General features: G+C 57.7%; 14 protein-coding genes. 6 read left to right on the top strand and 8 right to left on the bottom strand.

Annotated elements, in window-relative coordinates:
• Position 1: 1 nt before the first annotated feature.
• Complete coding sequence (nagA, locus tag G5332_RS03790; RefSeq protein WP_216954161.1) at positions 2 to 1,147, bottom strand: N-acetylglucosamine-6-phosphate deacetylase; 1,146 nt, start codon at positions 1,145 to 1,147, stop codon at positions 2 to 4.
• Positions 1,148 to 1,156: 9 nt separating this feature from the next.
• A complete protein-coding gene (nagB, locus tag G5332_RS03785; RefSeq protein ID WP_421259182.1) occupies positions 1,157 to 1,957 on the bottom strand; it encodes a glucosamine-6-phosphate deaminase in 801 nt (266 codons plus the stop codon).
• Between the two features lie 273 nt (positions 1,958 to 2,230).
• On the opposite strand from nagB, the gene nagE reads away from it, so the two are divergent.
• The 3 genes from nagE (at position 2,231) to glnS (ending at position 8,511) form a co-directional block, all read left to right on the top strand.
• Positions 2,231 to 3,709, top strand: coding sequence for an N-acetylglucosamine-specific PTS transporter subunit IIBC (gene nagE / locus G5332_RS03780; RefSeq protein ID WP_421171964.1), 1,479 nt, complete (start codon positions 2,231 to 2,233; stop codon positions 3,707 to 3,709).
• Positions 3,710 to 3,830: 121 nt separating this feature from the next.
• Entirely contained in the window at positions 3,831 to 6,494 is a 2,664-nt protein-coding gene (locus tag G5332_RS03775; protein ID WP_005334304.1) for a beta-N-acetylhexosaminidase, read from the top strand.
• Positions 6,495 to 6,849: 355 nt separating this feature from the next.
• A complete protein-coding gene (glnS, locus tag G5332_RS03770) occupies positions 6,850 to 8,511 on the top strand; it encodes a glutamine--tRNA ligase (protein WP_216977397.1) in 1,662 nt (553 codons plus the stop codon).
• Positions 8,512 to 8,627: 116 nt separating this feature from the next.
• Here the strand turns inward: glnS and fur are convergent, their stop codons facing one another.
• Positions 8,628 to 9,056, bottom strand: a complete 429-nt coding sequence (fur, locus tag G5332_RS03765) for a ferric iron uptake transcriptional regulator (RefSeq protein WP_005334301.1) — start codon at positions 9,054 to 9,056, stop codon at positions 8,628 to 8,630.
• Positions 9,057 to 9,298: 242 nt separating this feature from the next.
• Here fur and G5332_RS03760 point away from each other — a divergent pair, with 242 nt between their 5' ends.
• The gene (locus G5332_RS03760) at positions 9,299 to 9,772 is read left to right on the top strand and encodes a DUF4442 domain-containing protein (protein WP_227340874.1); all 474 of its coding nucleotides are present in this window, start codon (positions 9,299 to 9,301) and stop codon (positions 9,770 to 9,772) included.
• A gap of 90 nt (positions 9,773 to 9,862) precedes the next feature.
• Here the strand turns inward: G5332_RS03760 and fldA are convergent, their stop codons facing one another.
• Genes fldA through G5332_RS03740 form a run of 4 tightly spaced genes read right to left on the bottom strand, consistent with a single transcriptional unit; the run spans position 9,863 to position 11,802 of the window.
• Positions 9,863 to 10,387, bottom strand: a complete 525-nt coding sequence (fldA, locus tag G5332_RS03755) for a flavodoxin FldA (protein WP_005344430.1) — start codon at positions 10,385 to 10,387, stop codon at positions 9,863 to 9,865.
• Between the two features lie 39 nt (positions 10,388 to 10,426).
• Positions 10,427 to 10,723, bottom strand: coding sequence for a LexA regulated protein (ybfE, locus tag G5332_RS03750; RefSeq protein ID WP_005334297.1), 297 nt, complete (start codon positions 10,721 to 10,723; stop codon positions 10,427 to 10,429).
• Positions 10,724 to 10,742: 19 nt separating this feature from the next.
• Positions 10,743 to 10,964 carry a DUF2788 domain-containing protein gene (locus G5332_RS03745; protein WP_005334296.1) on the bottom strand — a complete coding sequence of 74 codons (222 nt, stop codon included), beginning with the start codon at positions 10,962 to 10,964 and terminating at the stop codon, positions 10,743 to 10,745.
• A gap of 55 nt (positions 10,965 to 11,019) precedes the next feature.
• Positions 11,020 to 11,802, bottom strand: a complete 783-nt coding sequence (locus G5332_RS03740; RefSeq protein WP_227340873.1) for an alpha/beta fold hydrolase — start codon at positions 11,800 to 11,802, stop codon at positions 11,020 to 11,022.
• A gap of 274 nt (positions 11,803 to 12,076) precedes the next feature.
• Between G5332_RS03740 and seqA the strand changes: the two genes are divergently transcribed.
• Together seqA and pgm are read left to right on the top strand one after the other, a co-directional pair.
• Complete coding sequence (gene seqA, locus G5332_RS03735; RefSeq protein ID WP_421311123.1) at positions 12,077 to 12,586, top strand: replication initiation negative regulator SeqA; 510 nt, start codon at positions 12,077 to 12,079, stop codon at positions 12,584 to 12,586.
• Between the two features lie 58 nt (positions 12,587 to 12,644).
• Positions 12,645 to 14,309 carry a phosphoglucomutase (alpha-D-glucose-1,6-bisphosphate-dependent) gene (gene pgm / locus G5332_RS03730; RefSeq protein WP_201994304.1) on the top strand — a complete coding sequence of 555 codons (1,665 nt, stop codon included), beginning with the start codon at positions 12,645 to 12,647 and terminating at the stop codon, positions 14,307 to 14,309.
• A 102-nt stretch (positions 14,310 to 14,411) separates the two neighbouring features.
• Here the strand turns inward: pgm and mltB are convergent, their stop codons facing one another.
• On the bottom strand, positions 14,412 to 15,494 hold the full coding sequence (gene mltB / locus G5332_RS03725; protein WP_227340870.1) for a lytic murein transglycosylase B: 1,083 nt from the start codon (positions 15,492 to 15,494) through the stop codon (positions 14,412 to 14,414).
• Between the last annotated feature and the right edge of the window lie 118 nt (positions 15,495 to 15,612).

The following is a 15,612-nucleotide window of genomic DNA, read 5'->3' as shown; positions in this document are numbered from 1 at the left end:
GTCACTGTTGTGTGTAGTGTCCGTTAACCACGGTCCCACGGACCGTGAAGTCCTGATCGAAGACAGTGAGGTTGGCTACTTTACCGACCTGGATACTACCGAGACGTGAGTCCCATCCAATGGCGCGAGCGGGGTAGAGGCTGGCCATTCTCAGTGCTTCATCGAGCGGTAATCCGACCTGCTTGACCAGATTTTCCACCCCCTCAATCATGGTGAGGGAGGAACCGCCGAGTGTACCATTCTCGTCGACACACTGACCATCGCGTAAAAAGACGGTGGTGCCACAAAAATCAAATTTCTCAAAGCCTTCCGGCGCTCCGGCTGCTGCGGTGGCATCGGTGACCAGCACCAGTCGCTCCCCCAGCGCCTTGTGAGCCAGACGCACGTTGGCCCAGTGCACATGGTGGCCATCGACGATGATGCCCGCGTAGACATCCTTGCGATCGTAGATGGCGCCTACGACGCCCGGCTCGCGACCGTTGAGGGTCGGGGTCATGGCGTTGTAGAGGTGGGTCGCAAAGCGAATACCGTTATCAAACCCGGCCATGGCCTGATCGTAACTGGCGGCAGTGTGACCGGCCGAGACCAGAATGCCCGCTTCCACCAGACGGCGGATATGGGCCGGCTCGTTGCGTTCCGGTGCCAGGGTGATTTTGGTGATGGCATCCGCGTTGGCGCAGAAGAAGTCGATCATCTCGTCCGCTGGCTGACGAATTTGCGCGGCAGGGTGGATCCCCTTGCGCTTGAGGTTGGTGTAAGGCCCTTCCAGATGGACGCCCAGCACCTCGTTGGGGTGTGCAGCCATGTAATCACGGGTCACCGCAACGGCCTGCTTCATGTCGGCATCCGGACTGGTGATCAGGGTCGGCAGGAAGCTGGTGGTACCGGATTTGAGGTTGGCCGCCTGCATGGTTGCCAGGGTCTCGACCGTGATGTCGGTGTTGAACATCACCCCGCCACAGCCGTTGAGCTGCACGTCGATAAAACCGGCGGTCAGGTTGGCGCCCTTGAGGTCAATCTGCTCGATGCCCGCAGGCAGTTCGGCCTGGTGAGAGATGGCGACAATCTTGTCGCCCTCGATAAGCACCCCGTAACCGGTCAGCACGCAGCTGCTGGTGTAGAGGGTGCAGTTGGTCAATGCGTACATGACGACTCCTTACAGACGGCCGATGTTGGCGGCTTCCAGTTGCTGGAAGTAGCGAACGGTCTTGACCTTGAGCTCCATGGTGGAGGGCTCGTCGCACACCATCACTCCCTTCGGATGCAGTTGCAGGGTAGAGATGGTCCACATGTGGTTGACGCTGCCTTCCACTGCGGCCTGCAGGGCCAGTGCCTTGCCGTGACCGGTGACCAAGATCATGATCTCTTCCGCATCCATCAGGGTGCCGACACCCACGGTCAGGGCCAGCTTGGGCACCTGCTCCATGTCGCCACCGAAGAAGCGGGAGTTGGCGATGCGGGTGTCTTCGGTCAGGGTCTTGACCCGGGTGCGGGAAGAGAGGGAAGAGGCCGGCTCGTTGAACGCGATGTGACCATCGTTACCCACGCCACCCATGAACAGGTGGATCTTGCCGTAGGACTTGATCTTCTCTTCGTAGCGCTTGCACTCGGCCACCAGATCCTCGGCATTGCCGTTGAGGATGTTGATGTTTTCGGGACGAATGTCGATGTGACTGAAGAAGTTGTTGTGCATGAAGCTGTGGTAGCTCTCCGGGTGATCTTCCGGCAGGCCGACGTACTCGTCCATGTTGAAGGTGACCACGTTCTGGAAGCTCACTTCACCGGCTTTGTGCAACTCGATCAGGCGCTTGTAGGTATTGAGCGGCGTGCCGCCGGTGGGCAGGCCCAGCACGAAGGGACGATCTGCAGTCGGTTTGAACGCATTGATACGGTCAACGATGTAACGGGCAGACCAGAGGCCTACTTGGCTGGCAGATTTCAACGGGATCAGGCGCATGATGGATACCTCTGTTTCGGGTTGCGACCGGTTTGCTGGTGGCAATGGGCTAATACGGATTCTAGTTGTTTTATAGCGTAAATAAAGATTGCGGACTAAGCCACATCTATCCACCACCTTTATCTTGTTTGGGTGATAAAGATCACGATTATCGGTTTATTAATTTGCGCAGCGAAATAAAAGTCCTAGACTGCCAATCAAGCCTTGATGGCTTATGCGTCAAACGTGATAAGCACTTAATTTCTAGAAAAACATTAACTAAGGAGAGGAACCGTGAACATTCTCGGTTATTTGCAAAAGATCGGCCGTGCCTTGATGGTGCCGGTAGCGGTATTGCCTGCCGCAGCGATCCTGATGGGGGTTGGCTACTGGATTGACCCGAATGGTTGGGGTGGTGACAGTGCGCTGGCTGCCTTCCTGATCAAGGCGGGTGCCGCCATTATCGACAACATGTCCGTACTGTTCGCAGTCGGTGTCGCCTACGGTATGTCCAAGGATAAAGACGGTTCTGCTGCCCTGGCAGGTCTGGTTGGCTTCCTGGTCGTGACCACTCTGCTGAGCCCGGGTGCCGTGGCCCAGATCAAGAGCATCCCGCTGGAACAGGTTCCTGCCGCATTCGGCAAGATCAACAACCAGTTCGTGGGTATCCTGTGTGGTGTCATCGCCGCTGAACTGTACAACCGCTTCAGTAGCGTCGAGCTGCACAAGGCGCTCTCCTTCTTCTCCGGTCGTCGTCTGGTACCGATTGTGACCTCCGTGGTGATGATCATCGTATCTTTCATCCTGATGGCCGTGTGGCCGGCAATCTACGGTGGTCTGGTTGGTTTCGGTGAATCCATAGTCAGCCTGGGCTCTACCGGCGCCGGTATCTACGCCTTCTTCAACCGTCTGCTGATCCCGATCGGTCTGCACCACGCCCTGAACTCCGTGTTCTGGTTCAACGTGGCCGGTATCAACGACATCCCGAACTTCCTGGGTGGTCAGGCTACCATCGATGCCGCTCTGGCCGCTGGCAAGAGCCTGGAGCAGGTGAAAGGCGTGGTTGGTATGTACCAGGCTGGCTTCTTCCCCATCATGATGTTCGGTCTGCCGGGTGCCGCTCTGGCCATCTATCACTCCGCCAAGAAAGAGAACAAAGAGAAAGTTGCTTCCATCATGATCGCAGCTGCCTTTGCCTCCTTCTTCACCGGTGTTACCGAGCCGCTCGAGTTCTCCTTCATGTTCGTGGCGCCGGTACTGTATGTCATCCACGCCGTACTGACCGGTATCTCCGTGTTCATCGCTGCCTCCATGCAGTGGATGGCCGGTTTCGGTTTCAGTGCCGGTCTGGTGGATATGGTGCTCTCCAGCCGTAACCCGCTGGCGACCAACTGGTACATGCTGATCCCTCAGGGTCTGGTCTTCTTCGGCCTCTACTACACCGTGTTCCGCGTAGTGATCGCCAAGCTGAACCTGAAAACCCCGGGTCGTGAAGATGATGAAGAGACTGCTCCGGCTGCCGCTCAATCTACCAACCGTACCGAGCTGGCCAAGCAATACCTGGAAGTGCTGGGTGGTCAAGAGAACCTGGTCTCCATCGATGCCTGCATCACCCGTCTGCGTCTGACTCTGAAAGACCGCAGCATCGTCGATGAGCGCAAGCTGAAAGCCCTGGGTGCGGCCGGTGTGGTCAAACTCGGTGAGCAAAACCTGCAGGTGATTCTGGGCCCATTGGCCGAAATCATCGCCGGTGAGATGAAAGCCCTGCGTTAATCGAGCGACTCGCTCACCTCAAGTCTAAGTCCATTGTTGACATAACTAAGGGCCCCGCTCAGGGGCCCCATATAAAAAAGCCAAGAAAATCCAACCTTTACTTCAAATGAGAGCAGCAGTTATGAACTTGAAACATTCTCTGTTAGCCATTGCCATGTCTACCGTTTTTGTCAGCCAGGTCCAGGCAGCCGATGCCGCCAAGCAGGCTGTGGTCGACTCCCTCGCCAACAACCTGGTGGTCAAGTATGAAGTGGTCACCAACGACGGTGCCGGTGCCGGCCTCGATTGCCAGGCACTCGGTTCCGAGTGGGCGAGCTGTGGCGTTGCCAAGCTGCACCTGACCAATACCGGTGCGGACGTCACCTCCAAAGACTGGAGCATCTACGTCTCCTCCATCCGTCGTATCCAGCGTGTGGATAACGACCAGTTCACCATCACTCACCTGACCGGCGATCTCTATCGTTTGACGCCAACCGAGAAGTTCCAAGGCTTTGCCAAGGATGCCACGGTCGAAGTGCCGCTGGTGGTGGAATACTGGGTACTGTTCGAATCTGACATCATGCCGAACTGGTATGTCGCCAGCGAAGGTGCCGAGCCGAAAGTACTGGCCAGCATGAGCAACATCAATGATGCCAGCACCTACGAGAAGCCGATGCCAGCTGATGGCTGGAAGCGTACCAAGGATGACAAGAACATCCTGATGAACAGCGAGACCCGCTTCGCGGCCAACCAGACCAGCACCCTGCTACCAGCTGGCAAGATTGACAACCAGATCCTGCCGACCCCGATGAAGCAGGTAGTCAAAGCTGGCCCGCAGGTTGACTTCTCTACCATCAAACTCAATGCCCTGGACTTGCCGAGCGATCGCGCCGAGGCCCTGAAGGCTCAACTGACCAAGCTGGGTGTTACCCTCTCCGACACCGGTTACCCGGTGACCATCAAGCTCGGCAGCAAGCTCAAGCAGGCTGAAGGCTATGACATGACCATCGGTCAGAAGGGCACCGTGATCCAGGGTCGCGATATCGACGGGGCATTCTGGGGTGCACAATCCCTGATCTCCCTGCTGGGTGTTGATGACAAGCTGGTGAGCCCGATGACCGTTGAGGATGCGCCGCGCTTTGAATACCGTGGCATGCAGACCGACGTGGCCCGCCACTTCCGCAGCCTGGATACCATGAAGAAGCTGGTTGACCAGATGTCTGCCATGAAGCTCAACGTGCTGCACCTTGGCCTGACCAACGATGAAGGCTGGCGTCTGGAGATCCCGGGTCTGCCGGAGCTGACCCAGGTCGGTAGCCAGCGTTGCCACGACGAGTCCGAAACCAAGTGCCTGATGCCGCAACTGGGTTCCGGCCCGACCAGCGACAACCAGGGTTCCGGTTTCTACAGCAAGTCTGACTACGTGGATCTGGTGCGTTATGCCAAGGCCCGCGGTGTGACCGTGATCCCCGAGATCAACATGCCGGCCCACGCCCGTGCTGCCGTGGTCTCCATGGAAGCGCGCTACAAGCGTCTGATGGCGGAAGGCAAAGAAGCGGAAGCCAACCAGTTCCGTCTGACTGATCCGGCTGATACCTCCAACGTCACCTCCGTCCAGTTCTACGACAAGATGTCCTTCATCAACCCTTGCCAGCCAGGTGCTGCCACCTTCGTGGCCAAGGTAATGGATGAAGTTGCCCAGATGCACCAGGCCGCCGGTCAGCCGCTGACCGCATGGCACTACGGTGGTGATGAGGCGAAGAACATCATGCAGGGCGGTGGCTATCAGGATCCGGCCGTCACCAAGAAAGAAGAGCTGGTCGCCTGGAAAGGTAACGTCGACTCCAGCAAGCAGGACAAGCCGTTTGGCAAGTCTCCGATGTGCCAGAAGATGATCGACGAAGGCAAGATCAAGGAAGTGGGCGAGCTGCCGGTTTACTTCGCCAAAGAAGTGGGCCAGATGGTCAAAGACCGCGGCTTCTCCACCCTGCAGGCGTGGGAAGATGGTCTGAAGTACGCCAGCGGTGCCAAAGACTTCGCCACCGACAACACCCGCGTCAACTTCTGGGAAACCCTCTACTGGGGTGGCTTCAACGAAGCGATGAAGTGGGCGCACAAGGGTTACCAAGTGGTGCTGTCCAACCCGGATTACCTCTACTTCGACTTCCCGAACGAAGTACACCCGGCTGAGCGTGGCTACTACTGGGCTACCCGTTTCAACGACACTCGCAAGGTATTCGCCTTCGCCCCGGAAAACCTGCCGCAGAACGCCGAGACCTCGGTTGACCGCGACGGCAACGCCTTCGTGGCCAAGGGTGACCAGGATCCGGTCAAGTTCAAGGGGATCTCCGGTCAGCAGTGGAGTGAAACCGTGCGTACCGATGCTCAGTACGAGTACATGGTCTACCCGCGTATCTTCTCCGTGGCCGAGCGTGCCTGGCACAAAGGTGGCTTCGAGCTGAACTATGTGAAGGGTCGTGAGTTCTCCGGCGAGACCAAGTTCGTCAACAAGGCCACCCTCAACAAAGAGTGGAACCAGTTTGCCAACGTACTGGGTCAGCGCGTGCTGCCGAAACTGGATCAGGCCGGTGTTGAATACCGCCTCTCCGTACCGGGTGCCAAGGTAGTGAACGGTGTGCTGGAAGCGAACGTGGATCTGCCGGGTCTGCCCATCCAGTACAGCCTGGACGGTACCAACTGGAGTGCCTATGACGCCGCGGCCAAGCCGAGCGTGAATGGCAAGGTCTACCTGCGTACCACCAGCTTCGATGGCAAGCGTACCAGCCGCGTCACCGAACTGAACTGATAGCAGTCAACCGTTAACATGAGGTGGGTCGCAAGACCCGCCTTTCCCAAGGGCGATGGCGTATCGGGTTTGGGAAAGGTTGACTGTGCGTGTGAGCCTTTGTTGTGTGTAATTGTCTGTTTTGTGTTTTTCATCACTTTCAGCCCCGCCTTGTGCGGGGCTTTTTTATGCATTTGGTGCGCAATGTGCCAAGCCACGCCGTTTTTAGTGGCGCAATGGCCGGGAAATGGCCCGGAAGTGCCAAATTCAGGTTGAGACAGCGCCCGTAATAAGGGATCATACCCGGCTTGACGGCGGGGGGATGAGGGTGCCAGCCGGCACAACTTCCGCCAGTGACGCTTTTTTGAGGTGAGCCATGAGTCAGGCGAACAGCCCAACTAACTTTATTCGTCAGATCATTGATGAAGATCTGGCCAGCGGTAAGCACAGCAGCGTGCATACCCGTTTTCCGCCCGAGCCGAACGGTTATCTCCATATCGGCCACGCCAAATCCATCTGCCTGAACTTCGGCATCGCCCGCGACTATCAGGGCCAGTGCAACCTGCGTTTCGATGACACCAACCCGGTGAAGGAAGATATCGAGTACGTAGAGTCCATCAAGCAGGACGTACAGTGGCTCGGCTTCCAGTGGAACGGCGAGATCTGCTACTCCTCCGACTATTTCGACAAGCTGCACGGCTACGCCATCGAGCTGATTGAAAAGGGTCTGGCCTATGTGGACGAGCTAACGCCCGAGCAGATGCGCGAGTACCGTGGCACCCTGACTGAAGCTGGCAAGAACAGCCCGTTCCGCGATCGCAGCGTGGAAGAGAACCTGGCGCTGTTTGCCAAGATGAAGAACGGCGAGTTCGCCGAAGGCACCGCCTGCCTGCGCGCCAAGATCGACATGGCATCCCCCTTTATGGTGATGCGTGATCCGGTTATCTACCGTATCAAGTTTGCCCACCACCACCAGACCGGTGACAAGTGGTGCATCTACCCGATGTATGACTTCACCCACTGCATCTCGGACGCACTGGAAGGGATCACCCACTCCATCTGCACCCTGGAGTTCCAGGACAACCGTCGTCTGTACGACTGGGTGCTGGACAACATCACCATCGACTGCCACCCCCGTCAGTACGAGTTCTCTCGTCTGAACCTCGAATACACCGTCATGTCCAAGCGCAAGCTGAACCTGCTGGTGACCGAGAAGCACGTCGATGGTTGGGATGACCCGCGCATGCTGACCGTCTCCGGTCTGCGTCGTCGTGGTTACACCCCGGCCTCCATCCGCGAGTTCTGCAAGCGCATCGGCGTCACCAAGCAGGACAACATCGTCGAGATGAGCATGCTGGAAGCCTGTATCCGTGAAGACCTCAACGAACATGCACCGCGCGCCATGGCCGTGCTGCATCCGGTGAAAGTGGTTATCGAGAACCTGGCTGCCGACGAAGTGCTGACTGCCCCGGCCCACCCGAGCAATGCCGAGATGGGTACCCGCGAGCTGAACTTTACCCGTGAAATCTTCATCGACGAAGCGGACTTCAAAGAAGAGGCGAACAAGCAGTTCAAGCGTCTGGTGTTGGGCAAGGAGGTGCGTCTGCGCAATGCCTATGTGATCAAGGCCGAGCGCATCGAGAAAGATGCCGATGGCAAAGTCACCTGCATCTACTGCTCCTACGATCCCGAGACCCTGGGCAAGGATCCGGCCGATGGCCGCAAGGTGAAAGGGGTGATCCACTGGGTCAGCGCCACTTACTCCCTGCCAGCGGAAGTGCGTCTCTACGACCGTCTGTTCAAGGTACCGAACCCGGGCGCCGAGGATGACTTCGAAGCCGCGCTGAACCCGGAATCCCTGGTGATCATCGAGGGTGCCCGTGTCGAGGCGTCGCTCAAAAACGCCAAGCCGGAGCAGGCTTACCAGTTCGAGCGTGAAGGTTACTTCTGCGCCGACAACAAGCTCTCTAGCCCGGAGCATCTGGTGTTTAACCGCACCGTTGCCCTGCGCGATTCCTGGGGCAAGGTAGAAGGCTAAGCCGATGGGGCAGGGGAGACCCTGCCCTGTGTGCTGCCAGCGGCCTGCGCCGGACAATAAAAAAGCCAGCTGATGCTGGCTTTTTTATTGTCCGTTATCTGCAAGTCGCGGCCGACTTATTCGTCGTGCTTGCACTCACCGGTAGCACAATGACCGTAGAGGTATAGGCTGTGGTTGGTGAGACGGATATTGAATTTCTTGGCGATCTCGCGCTGACGCTGTTCGATCACTTCGTCGGAGAACTCGATCACCTTGCCGCAGTCGAGGCAAACCAGGTGGTCGTGGTGCTCCTGAGTGGCCAGCTCGAATACCGACTTGCCACCTTCGAAGTGGTGACGGGTAACGATACCTGCATCATCAAACTGGTTGAGAACGCGATAGACGGTAGCGAGACCAATCTCTTCACCCAGGTCGATCAGTCGTTTATAGAGATCTTCGGCGCTGGTGTGCTGGCAGTCCGGCTGTTGCAGGATTTCCAGGATTTTGACCCGGGGCAAGGTGATCTTGAGCCCGGCCTTTTTTAACGCTTGGTTGTTGTCTGCCATATTCTACTTATTCGCATTCTCGAAGGTGGGGTTATTCTGATGGACTGCCGCAGGAATGGCAACCTTGAACTCGCTTGGCCTGTCATTATAGGTCGTAGCCTCCCTAAAAATAAACCCAGCAATTCAAGGGGTTTAGCCATAAATGGCCGGTTGGATTGAAATAATCAATCGTGTCGTCCGACTTGCTGGCATGGCAGATGTTGATAAGATGTAACTTTCATATTTCTGGTCGGATGAGATCCATGGATTGGCTTTTTGACAATGCGGCCTGGGTGCGCCGCGCACTCAACGCTTGGCCCCCCTTCTGGGGCGCCGGTATCAAGATAGAGACCCTGAGCGATGACTTTCGCTACTGTCGGGTGACCCTGAAATCCCGCTGGTGGAACAAGAACGCCAACCGCACTCAGTTTGGCGGCAGCATGTTTGCCATGACGGACCCCATCTATCCGCTGATGCTTATGGGCTACTTCAAGAATCGCTATTACGTCTGGGACAAGGCGGGCAGCATCAACTACATCAAGCCGGGCAAGGGCAAGCTGGTGGCCGAGTTCAACCTGACCGAGGGCAAGTTGGCCGAAATCGTGGCGGCGACTGAAGGTGGCACCAAACACTTCCCCGAATTCGAGGTCACGGTACAGGACAAGAGCGGCGAACTGGTGGCGCAGGTCAAGCGTACCCTCTATGTGCGAGCCAAACCGGAGCACAGAGGTGAATAACAGGAGAGAATAAAGGCCGGTATCGCAACAAGCAGATACAACAAGGGCCCCGTCGGGGCCCTTGTTGTCAGAGGTATGAGGGGAAGCGGATTACTCCAGCTCGCCCAGGCACATCTCTTCGTGCAGCTGTTTGCACCAGCCCTTGACGCGCTCGGCGGTCAGCTCCGGCTGGCGATCTTCATCGATACCCAGACCGACAAAGTGCTTGTCATCGACCAGTGCCTTGGAGGCTTCGAACTCGTAGCCGGCAGTCGGCCAGTGACCGATGATGATGGCGCCTTTGGCTTCAACGATGTCGCGCAGGGTGCCCATGGCGTCGAGGAAGTACTCGGAATAGTCTTCCTGATCACCGCAACCGAAGATGGCGACCAGCTTGTTGGTGAAGTCGATTTCGCCCAGATCGGGGAAGAAGTCGTCCCAGTCGGCCTGTGCTTCGCCGTAGTACCAGGTCGGGATGCCGAACATCAGCAGATCGAAGTTCTCGATGTCGGCCTTGCTGCTCTTGGCGATGTCACGGACTTCAATCAGATTCTTGCCCAGCTCTTTCTGGATCATCTTGGCGACAGCTTCGGTGTTACCGGTATCGCTGCCAAAAAACAGACCTACACTTGCCATAGTGTTTAGTTACCCGTATTTGGTGTTAATGCTTGACGCTCAGACTGCAATATCCACCGCAAAGGCGGATTCAATCTGTTGCTTCAGGATAGATTGGATCAGCTCGGCTCGGCTGATGTTCTGTTGCAACGCAAGTTGGTTCAGGCGCTCCAGCAACTCGGCCTCTACCTTTAACTCTACCCGTTTCAGACCATTCTCCCGATCGCGCTTAAGCTGGTTACGCTTGTTGATCTTGAGCTGGGTCTCGCGGGGGAGTGGGTTGGTCTTTGGCCTGCCGGGGCGCTTCTCGTTTGCGAACAGATCCAGTGTTGTTCGATCAGTTTGCTGTTTGGCCATACATCACAGATGAAAATTGTTAGCCTAGTCCTGAGCCTTCCCAGCCCAGTTCGATCAGCCCCTTGGCGACAAAACCTGCACAACCCAGAAACAGTACCAACCAGACGATGAAACGACCGAAACGGGGCACATTGCCGCGTTTGAGCACGTCCTGAATGGCCAGGCCAATCAATATGAAAATGGCCACAAAGAATAACTTGAGGCCCAAACTTTCGATCAGGTCGATATGTTCACTTAGCATGGATTGCGCACACTCCTTATGACGGGCGCACTATATCACAAAGGATTTGGAACTGTTAACCGCCTGTCGACAGGAAATCCACAACCAGTTTGTTGAACAACATCGGTTTTTCAGCATGCAGCCAGTGGCCGGTTCCGGCGATGACACGCACCTTTGCCGCTGGGAATTGGGCCAGTGCGGCCTCGCTGTATTGCGGCTGCATATAGTCAGAATCCCCCCCTTTGATAAAGAGCACCGGCCCTTCGAAGCGGTGTTCACTCTCTGGCCAGCCCATGATGTTGGCGTAGTTTTGCTCAAGGGCGGACACATTGAAGCGCCAACCCCAGCCATGCTCGCCTCTGGCGAAGGATTTGAGCAGAAACTGGCGCACCCCGGCGAGCTCGATATGCTGCGCCAGCATGGCTTCCGCTTCACTGCGGTTTTGCGGCGGCGTGCGCAGTGTGGCGTTGAGTCCGGCAAAGACATTCTGGTGGCGGGAGTGGGGATAGGCGATCGGGGCCATGTCGGCCACCACCAGCTTGGTCACCCGCGCGGGCGCCAGCTTGGCGACCTGCATCCCTACCTTGCCACCCATCGAGTGGCCAATCAGGGTTGCTTCGGCAATATTCAGCCGATCCATCAGGGTCAGGATGTCGCCAGCTTGCGCCGGATAGCTCATCTCACTGCTATGAAAGGAGGCGCCGTGGTTGCGCAGATCAACGCTGATGACCCGGTATTGTTCACAGAGAGCACGGGCCAGCAGGCCGAGGTTGTCGAGGCTGCCAAACAGGCCGTGGATCAGAATGACCGCCGGGCCCTGACCCTGCTCCTTGAAGTTCAATATGCTGTTTTGTTGCAAAATGACACCTTGTCGGTCGTGGGTGCGTATCGCTGTTTTATTTAACGCACTGGAAAGAAAAGGATTTCGTCCAATGGATTGGGATTTTATGTGGTTTTTTTTCTAAAAAATCCCGTCCGGATCGGCTATCAGTGCGGCTGATCACACACTTGGCCCGCTATTATGCCGTATTCTCGATGAGATTCATGTACATCTGCCAGCCCCTTGCTTGGGCTGTCGGGTTTGCCTATGTATAATCGCCGCATCCGAATTTCGACGAGTCCAGCGCATCCCTATGAAAACCATCGAGCTTGATGACGATCTCTACTTCTATATCGCCAGCCAGACCCGGCACATTGGTGAGAGTGCCTCCGATATCCTGCGCCGTCTGCTGGAACAGCCTGCTCACCAACGTGTGTCGGTTGCCGAGCCAGTTGCCGTCGCACAGTCCAGTACGGTAGCCACCCAACAAGGGCTGCAAGCCTTGCTCGATTCCGGTGAGCTGCAAAAGGAAGAGAAGTCCATCAACCGCTTTATGCTGGTGCTGAGTACCCTCTACCGGGATAACCCGGAAGGCTTTACCCAGGCCACCGAAATCAAGGGGCGCAAGCGCGTCTATTTCTCGCAGGATCCCGAGGCTCTGCGTGCCAGTGGCAGCACCACCAAGCCCAAGCCGGTACCGGAGACCCCGTTCTGGGTGATCACCAACACCAACACCAGCCGCAAGCAGAACATGGTGGCCCAGCTGATGGCCAGCATGGGCTATGGCGAAGAGGTGATCGCGCAAGTGTGTGGCGCCATTTAACGATTCTTCAAGACTCAGGCCTTGCCCGGCAAGGCCGCCATTACGCAAGGAAAACGCCATGGCTCAGCATTCCCACGCCGGTCAGCCGGCCCGTTTAAGCGACCTGACCAATATTCCCCGTCTGGTCAGCGCCTACTACCTCAACAAGCCGGACATGAGCCGCCCCGAGCAGCGAGTTGCCTTCGGTACCTCAGGCCACCGCGGCAGCGCCCTGCACAGTGCCTTTACCGAATCCCATATTCTGGCGGTGACTCAGGCCCTGGTGGAGTATCGCCAGCAGGCCGGCATCACTGGCCCGCTGTTTGTGGGCATGGATACTCACGCCCTGTCCGAATCCGCCTTTGCCAGCGCCGTCGAAGTGCTGGCCGCCAACGGCGTTGAAACCCGCATTCAGGCTGGCCTCGGCTTTACCCCGACCCCGGTCATCTCTCACGCCATCCTGCGCTACAACTCTGGCAAAGAAGGGGCCAGCAAGCCTGCTGCCCGCGCTGACGGTGTGGTGATCACCCCGTCTCACAACCCGCCGGAAGATGGTGGCTTCAAGTACAACCCGCCCCACGGTGGCCCCGCCGAAGGGGAGATCACCAAGTGGGTGGAGGATCGCGCCAACGCCATTCTGGAAGCGGGTCTGGCCGGTGTGAAACGGATGCCGTTCGCCGAGGCGCTCAAGAGCCCGTTCGTGGTCGAACACGACTATGTCACCCCCTATGTGGATGATCTGAAGAACGTGCTGGACATGGACGCCATCAAGAACGCAGGCATCAAGATCGGTGTCGATCCGCTGGGTGGCTCCGGCGTCGCCTACTGGGACGTCATCGCCAAGACCTATGACCTGAACATCGAGGTGGTGAACTACAAGGTCGACCCGACCTTCTCCTTCATGACCCTGGATAAAGACGGCAAGATCCGGATGGACTGCTCCAGCCCGTTCGCCATGGCGAGCCTGATTGCCCTCAAAGACAAGTTCGACATCGCCCTTGGCAACGATCCTGACTACGACCGTCACGGCATCGTCACCAAGTCCGGCCTGATGAACCCGAACCACTATCTGGCGGTGGCGATCCAGTATCTGTTTACCCATCGCACCGGCTGGTCTGCCGATGCAGCCGTCGGCAAGACGCTGGTCTCCTCGTCCATGATTGACCGGGTTGCCGGCGAGATTGGCCGCACCCTGAAAGAAGTGCCGGTCGGCTTCAAGTGGTTCGTGGATGGCCTCTACAGCGGCGAGTTCGGCTTTGGCGGCGAGGAGAGCGCGGGCGCCTCCTTCCTGCGCAAAGATGGTACCGTCTGGACCACCGACAAGGATGGTTTCATTCTGGCGCTGCTGGCGGCGGAAATTCTGGCGGTGACCGGCAAGGACCCGCAGGCTCATTACGATGCACTGGAAGCCAAGTTTGGCCGCTCCAGCTATCGCCGTATCGACGCCCCGGCCAACAGCGCCCAGAAAGCGGTGCTCTCCAAGCTGGATCCGGCACTGGTGGAAGCCTCAACGCTTGCCGGTGAGCCCATCATCGCCAAGCTGACCAAGGCGCCGGGCAACGATGCCGCCATCGGTGGTCTCAAGGTGGTGACCGAGAACGGCTGGTTCGCGGCGCGCCCCTCCGGCACCGAGTCCATCTACAAGATCTATATGGAGAGCTTCAAGGGCGATGCGCACCTCGACCTCATCCAGCAGGAAGCCCAGCAGATCGTCTCTGCTGCGCTGGCCAAGGCAGGTGTCTAAATCAGGTAGCCATCCTTGAGCCCTTAATGGGGTGGAACGTTGGATATAACAAAGGAGCCATAATGGCTCCTTTTTCATTGTCTGTTTTATGCCAGCGAGTTGTCAGCGCGCCGCCTTCACCGCCAGCCCCAACTGCCATACCGCCATGGCGTAGTGGGTGCTGTGGTTATAGCGGGTGATGGTGTAGAAGTTGGGCAGACCGTACCAGTATTGGTAGCCGGTGCCCACATCGAGGCGCAGCAGGCTCGCTTCGCTGTGGTTGCCGAGGGTGCTGGTGGGGGTGAGCCCTGCGCGGCGCAGGGTGGCGACCGGGTAGCGGGTCTGGAAGCCATGCTCATAGCCGGGCAGCTGGCCCTGACCGCGCACCGCTACCGGTTGGCCTTTCTCCCAGCCGTGGGCTTTGAAGTAGTTGGCGACGCTGCCGATGGCATCTACCGGATCCCACAGGTTGGTGTGGCCGTTGCCGTCAAAGTCCACCGCATAGCGCTGGAAGCTGGAGGGCATAAACTGGCCGTAGCCCATGGCGCCTGCATAGGAGCCCTTGGGTTCGGTGGGATCCATCCCCTCATCGCGGGTCATCACCAGGAAGGCTTCCAATTCGCTCGTGAAGAATTCGGCGCGGCGCGGGTAATCAAACGCCAGGGTGGCCAGTGCATCCAGAATGCGGGTCTTGCCCATAACCCGGCCCCAGCGGGTCTCGACCCCGATAATGCCGACGATGATCTCCGGCGGCACCCCGTAGATCTGCTCCGCCCGGTTCAGCTCGCTTGCGTATTCACGCCAGAAGTTGACGCCGTTCTGTACGTTGTCGGGGGTGATGAACTTGGCGCGATAGCGGTTCCAGGCGCCGGTCGGGCCAGTGGGCTTGGCGGTGGTCGGTGCCTGGGCATCCATCAGGCGGATGATCCAGTCGTAACGCTCTGCCTGTGCCAGCACCTGATGCAGCTGGGCGTTGTCAAAACCGTGCTTCTCGACCATTTTCTGGACGAACCGGTCCACGTTGGGGCGATTGGCGAAGTCCCCCTTGCTAACCCCTTGTGTATAAACGGGTTTGCTGGATGGCGCCTGATTGATAAAGGCGCTCTTGGGTTGGGGGACGACCACGGGCTTTGGCGCGGGGGCGCTGCTGCAGCCACCGAGCAGGGGGAATAACGACAGAGTGAGAAGAGAGGCAAGGCGACGCATAGGGTTCTCAAAGAGACTGATAAAAGTGCCGTCATGGTAAAACATTGTCATCCCCGTGCAAGTGTTCCGTGTGCCTTGTTTGCCGCCAATTCATCGTGCGATGGATTAGCCCTCCGGT

The organism is Aeromonas sp. 603757, from assembly GCF_049171255.1.
GTDB lineage: Bacteria > Pseudomonadota > Gammaproteobacteria > Enterobacterales > Aeromonadaceae > Aeromonas > Aeromonas veronii_A.
The sequence above is the reverse complement of the archived record's forward strand: the minus strand, read 5'-3'. Positions and strand labels throughout refer to the sequence as shown.

Coding starts and splice junctions, on each gene's coding strand:
- ybfE (WP_005334297.1), bottom strand. CDS start 10,723: ATGGCCAAACAGCAAACTGATCGAACAACACTGGATCTGTTCGCAAAC.
- pgm (WP_201994304.1), top strand. CDS start 12,645: ATGGCTCAGCATTCCCACGCCGGTCAGCCGGCCCGTTTAAGCGACCTG.
- G5332_RS03760 (WP_227340874.1), top strand. CDS start 9,299: ATGGATTGGCTTTTTGACAATGCGGCCTGGGTGCGCCGCGCACTCAAC.
- G5332_RS03745 (WP_005334296.1), bottom strand. CDS start 10,964: ATGCTAAGTGAACATATCGACCTGATCGAAAGTTTGGGCCTCAAGTTA.
- fur (WP_005334301.1), bottom strand. CDS start 9,056: ATGGCAGACAACAACCAAGCGTTAAAAAAGGCCGGGCTCAAGATCACC.
- mltB (WP_227340870.1), bottom strand. CDS start 15,494: ATGCGTCGCCTTGCCTCTCTTCTCACTCTGTCGTTATTCCCCCTGCTC.
- fldA (WP_005344430.1), bottom strand. CDS start 10,387: ATGGCAAGTGTAGGTCTGTTTTTTGGCAGCGATACCGGTAACACCGAA.
- glnS (WP_216977397.1), top strand. CDS start 6,850: ATGAGTCAGGCGAACAGCCCAACTAACTTTATTCGTCAGATCATTGAT.
- seqA (WP_421311123.1), top strand. CDS start 12,077: ATGAAAACCATCGAGCTTGATGACGATCTCTACTTCTATATCGCCAGC.
- G5332_RS03775 (WP_005334304.1), top strand. CDS start 3,831: ATGAACTTGAAACATTCTCTGTTAGCCATTGCCATGTCTACCGTTTTT.
- nagB (WP_421259182.1), bottom strand. CDS start 1,957: ATGCGCCTGATCCCGTTGAAATCTGCCAGCCAAGTAGGCCTCTGGTCT.
- nagA (WP_216954161.1), bottom strand. CDS start 1,147: ATGTACGCATTGACCAACTGCACCCTCTACACCAGCAGCTGCGTGCTG.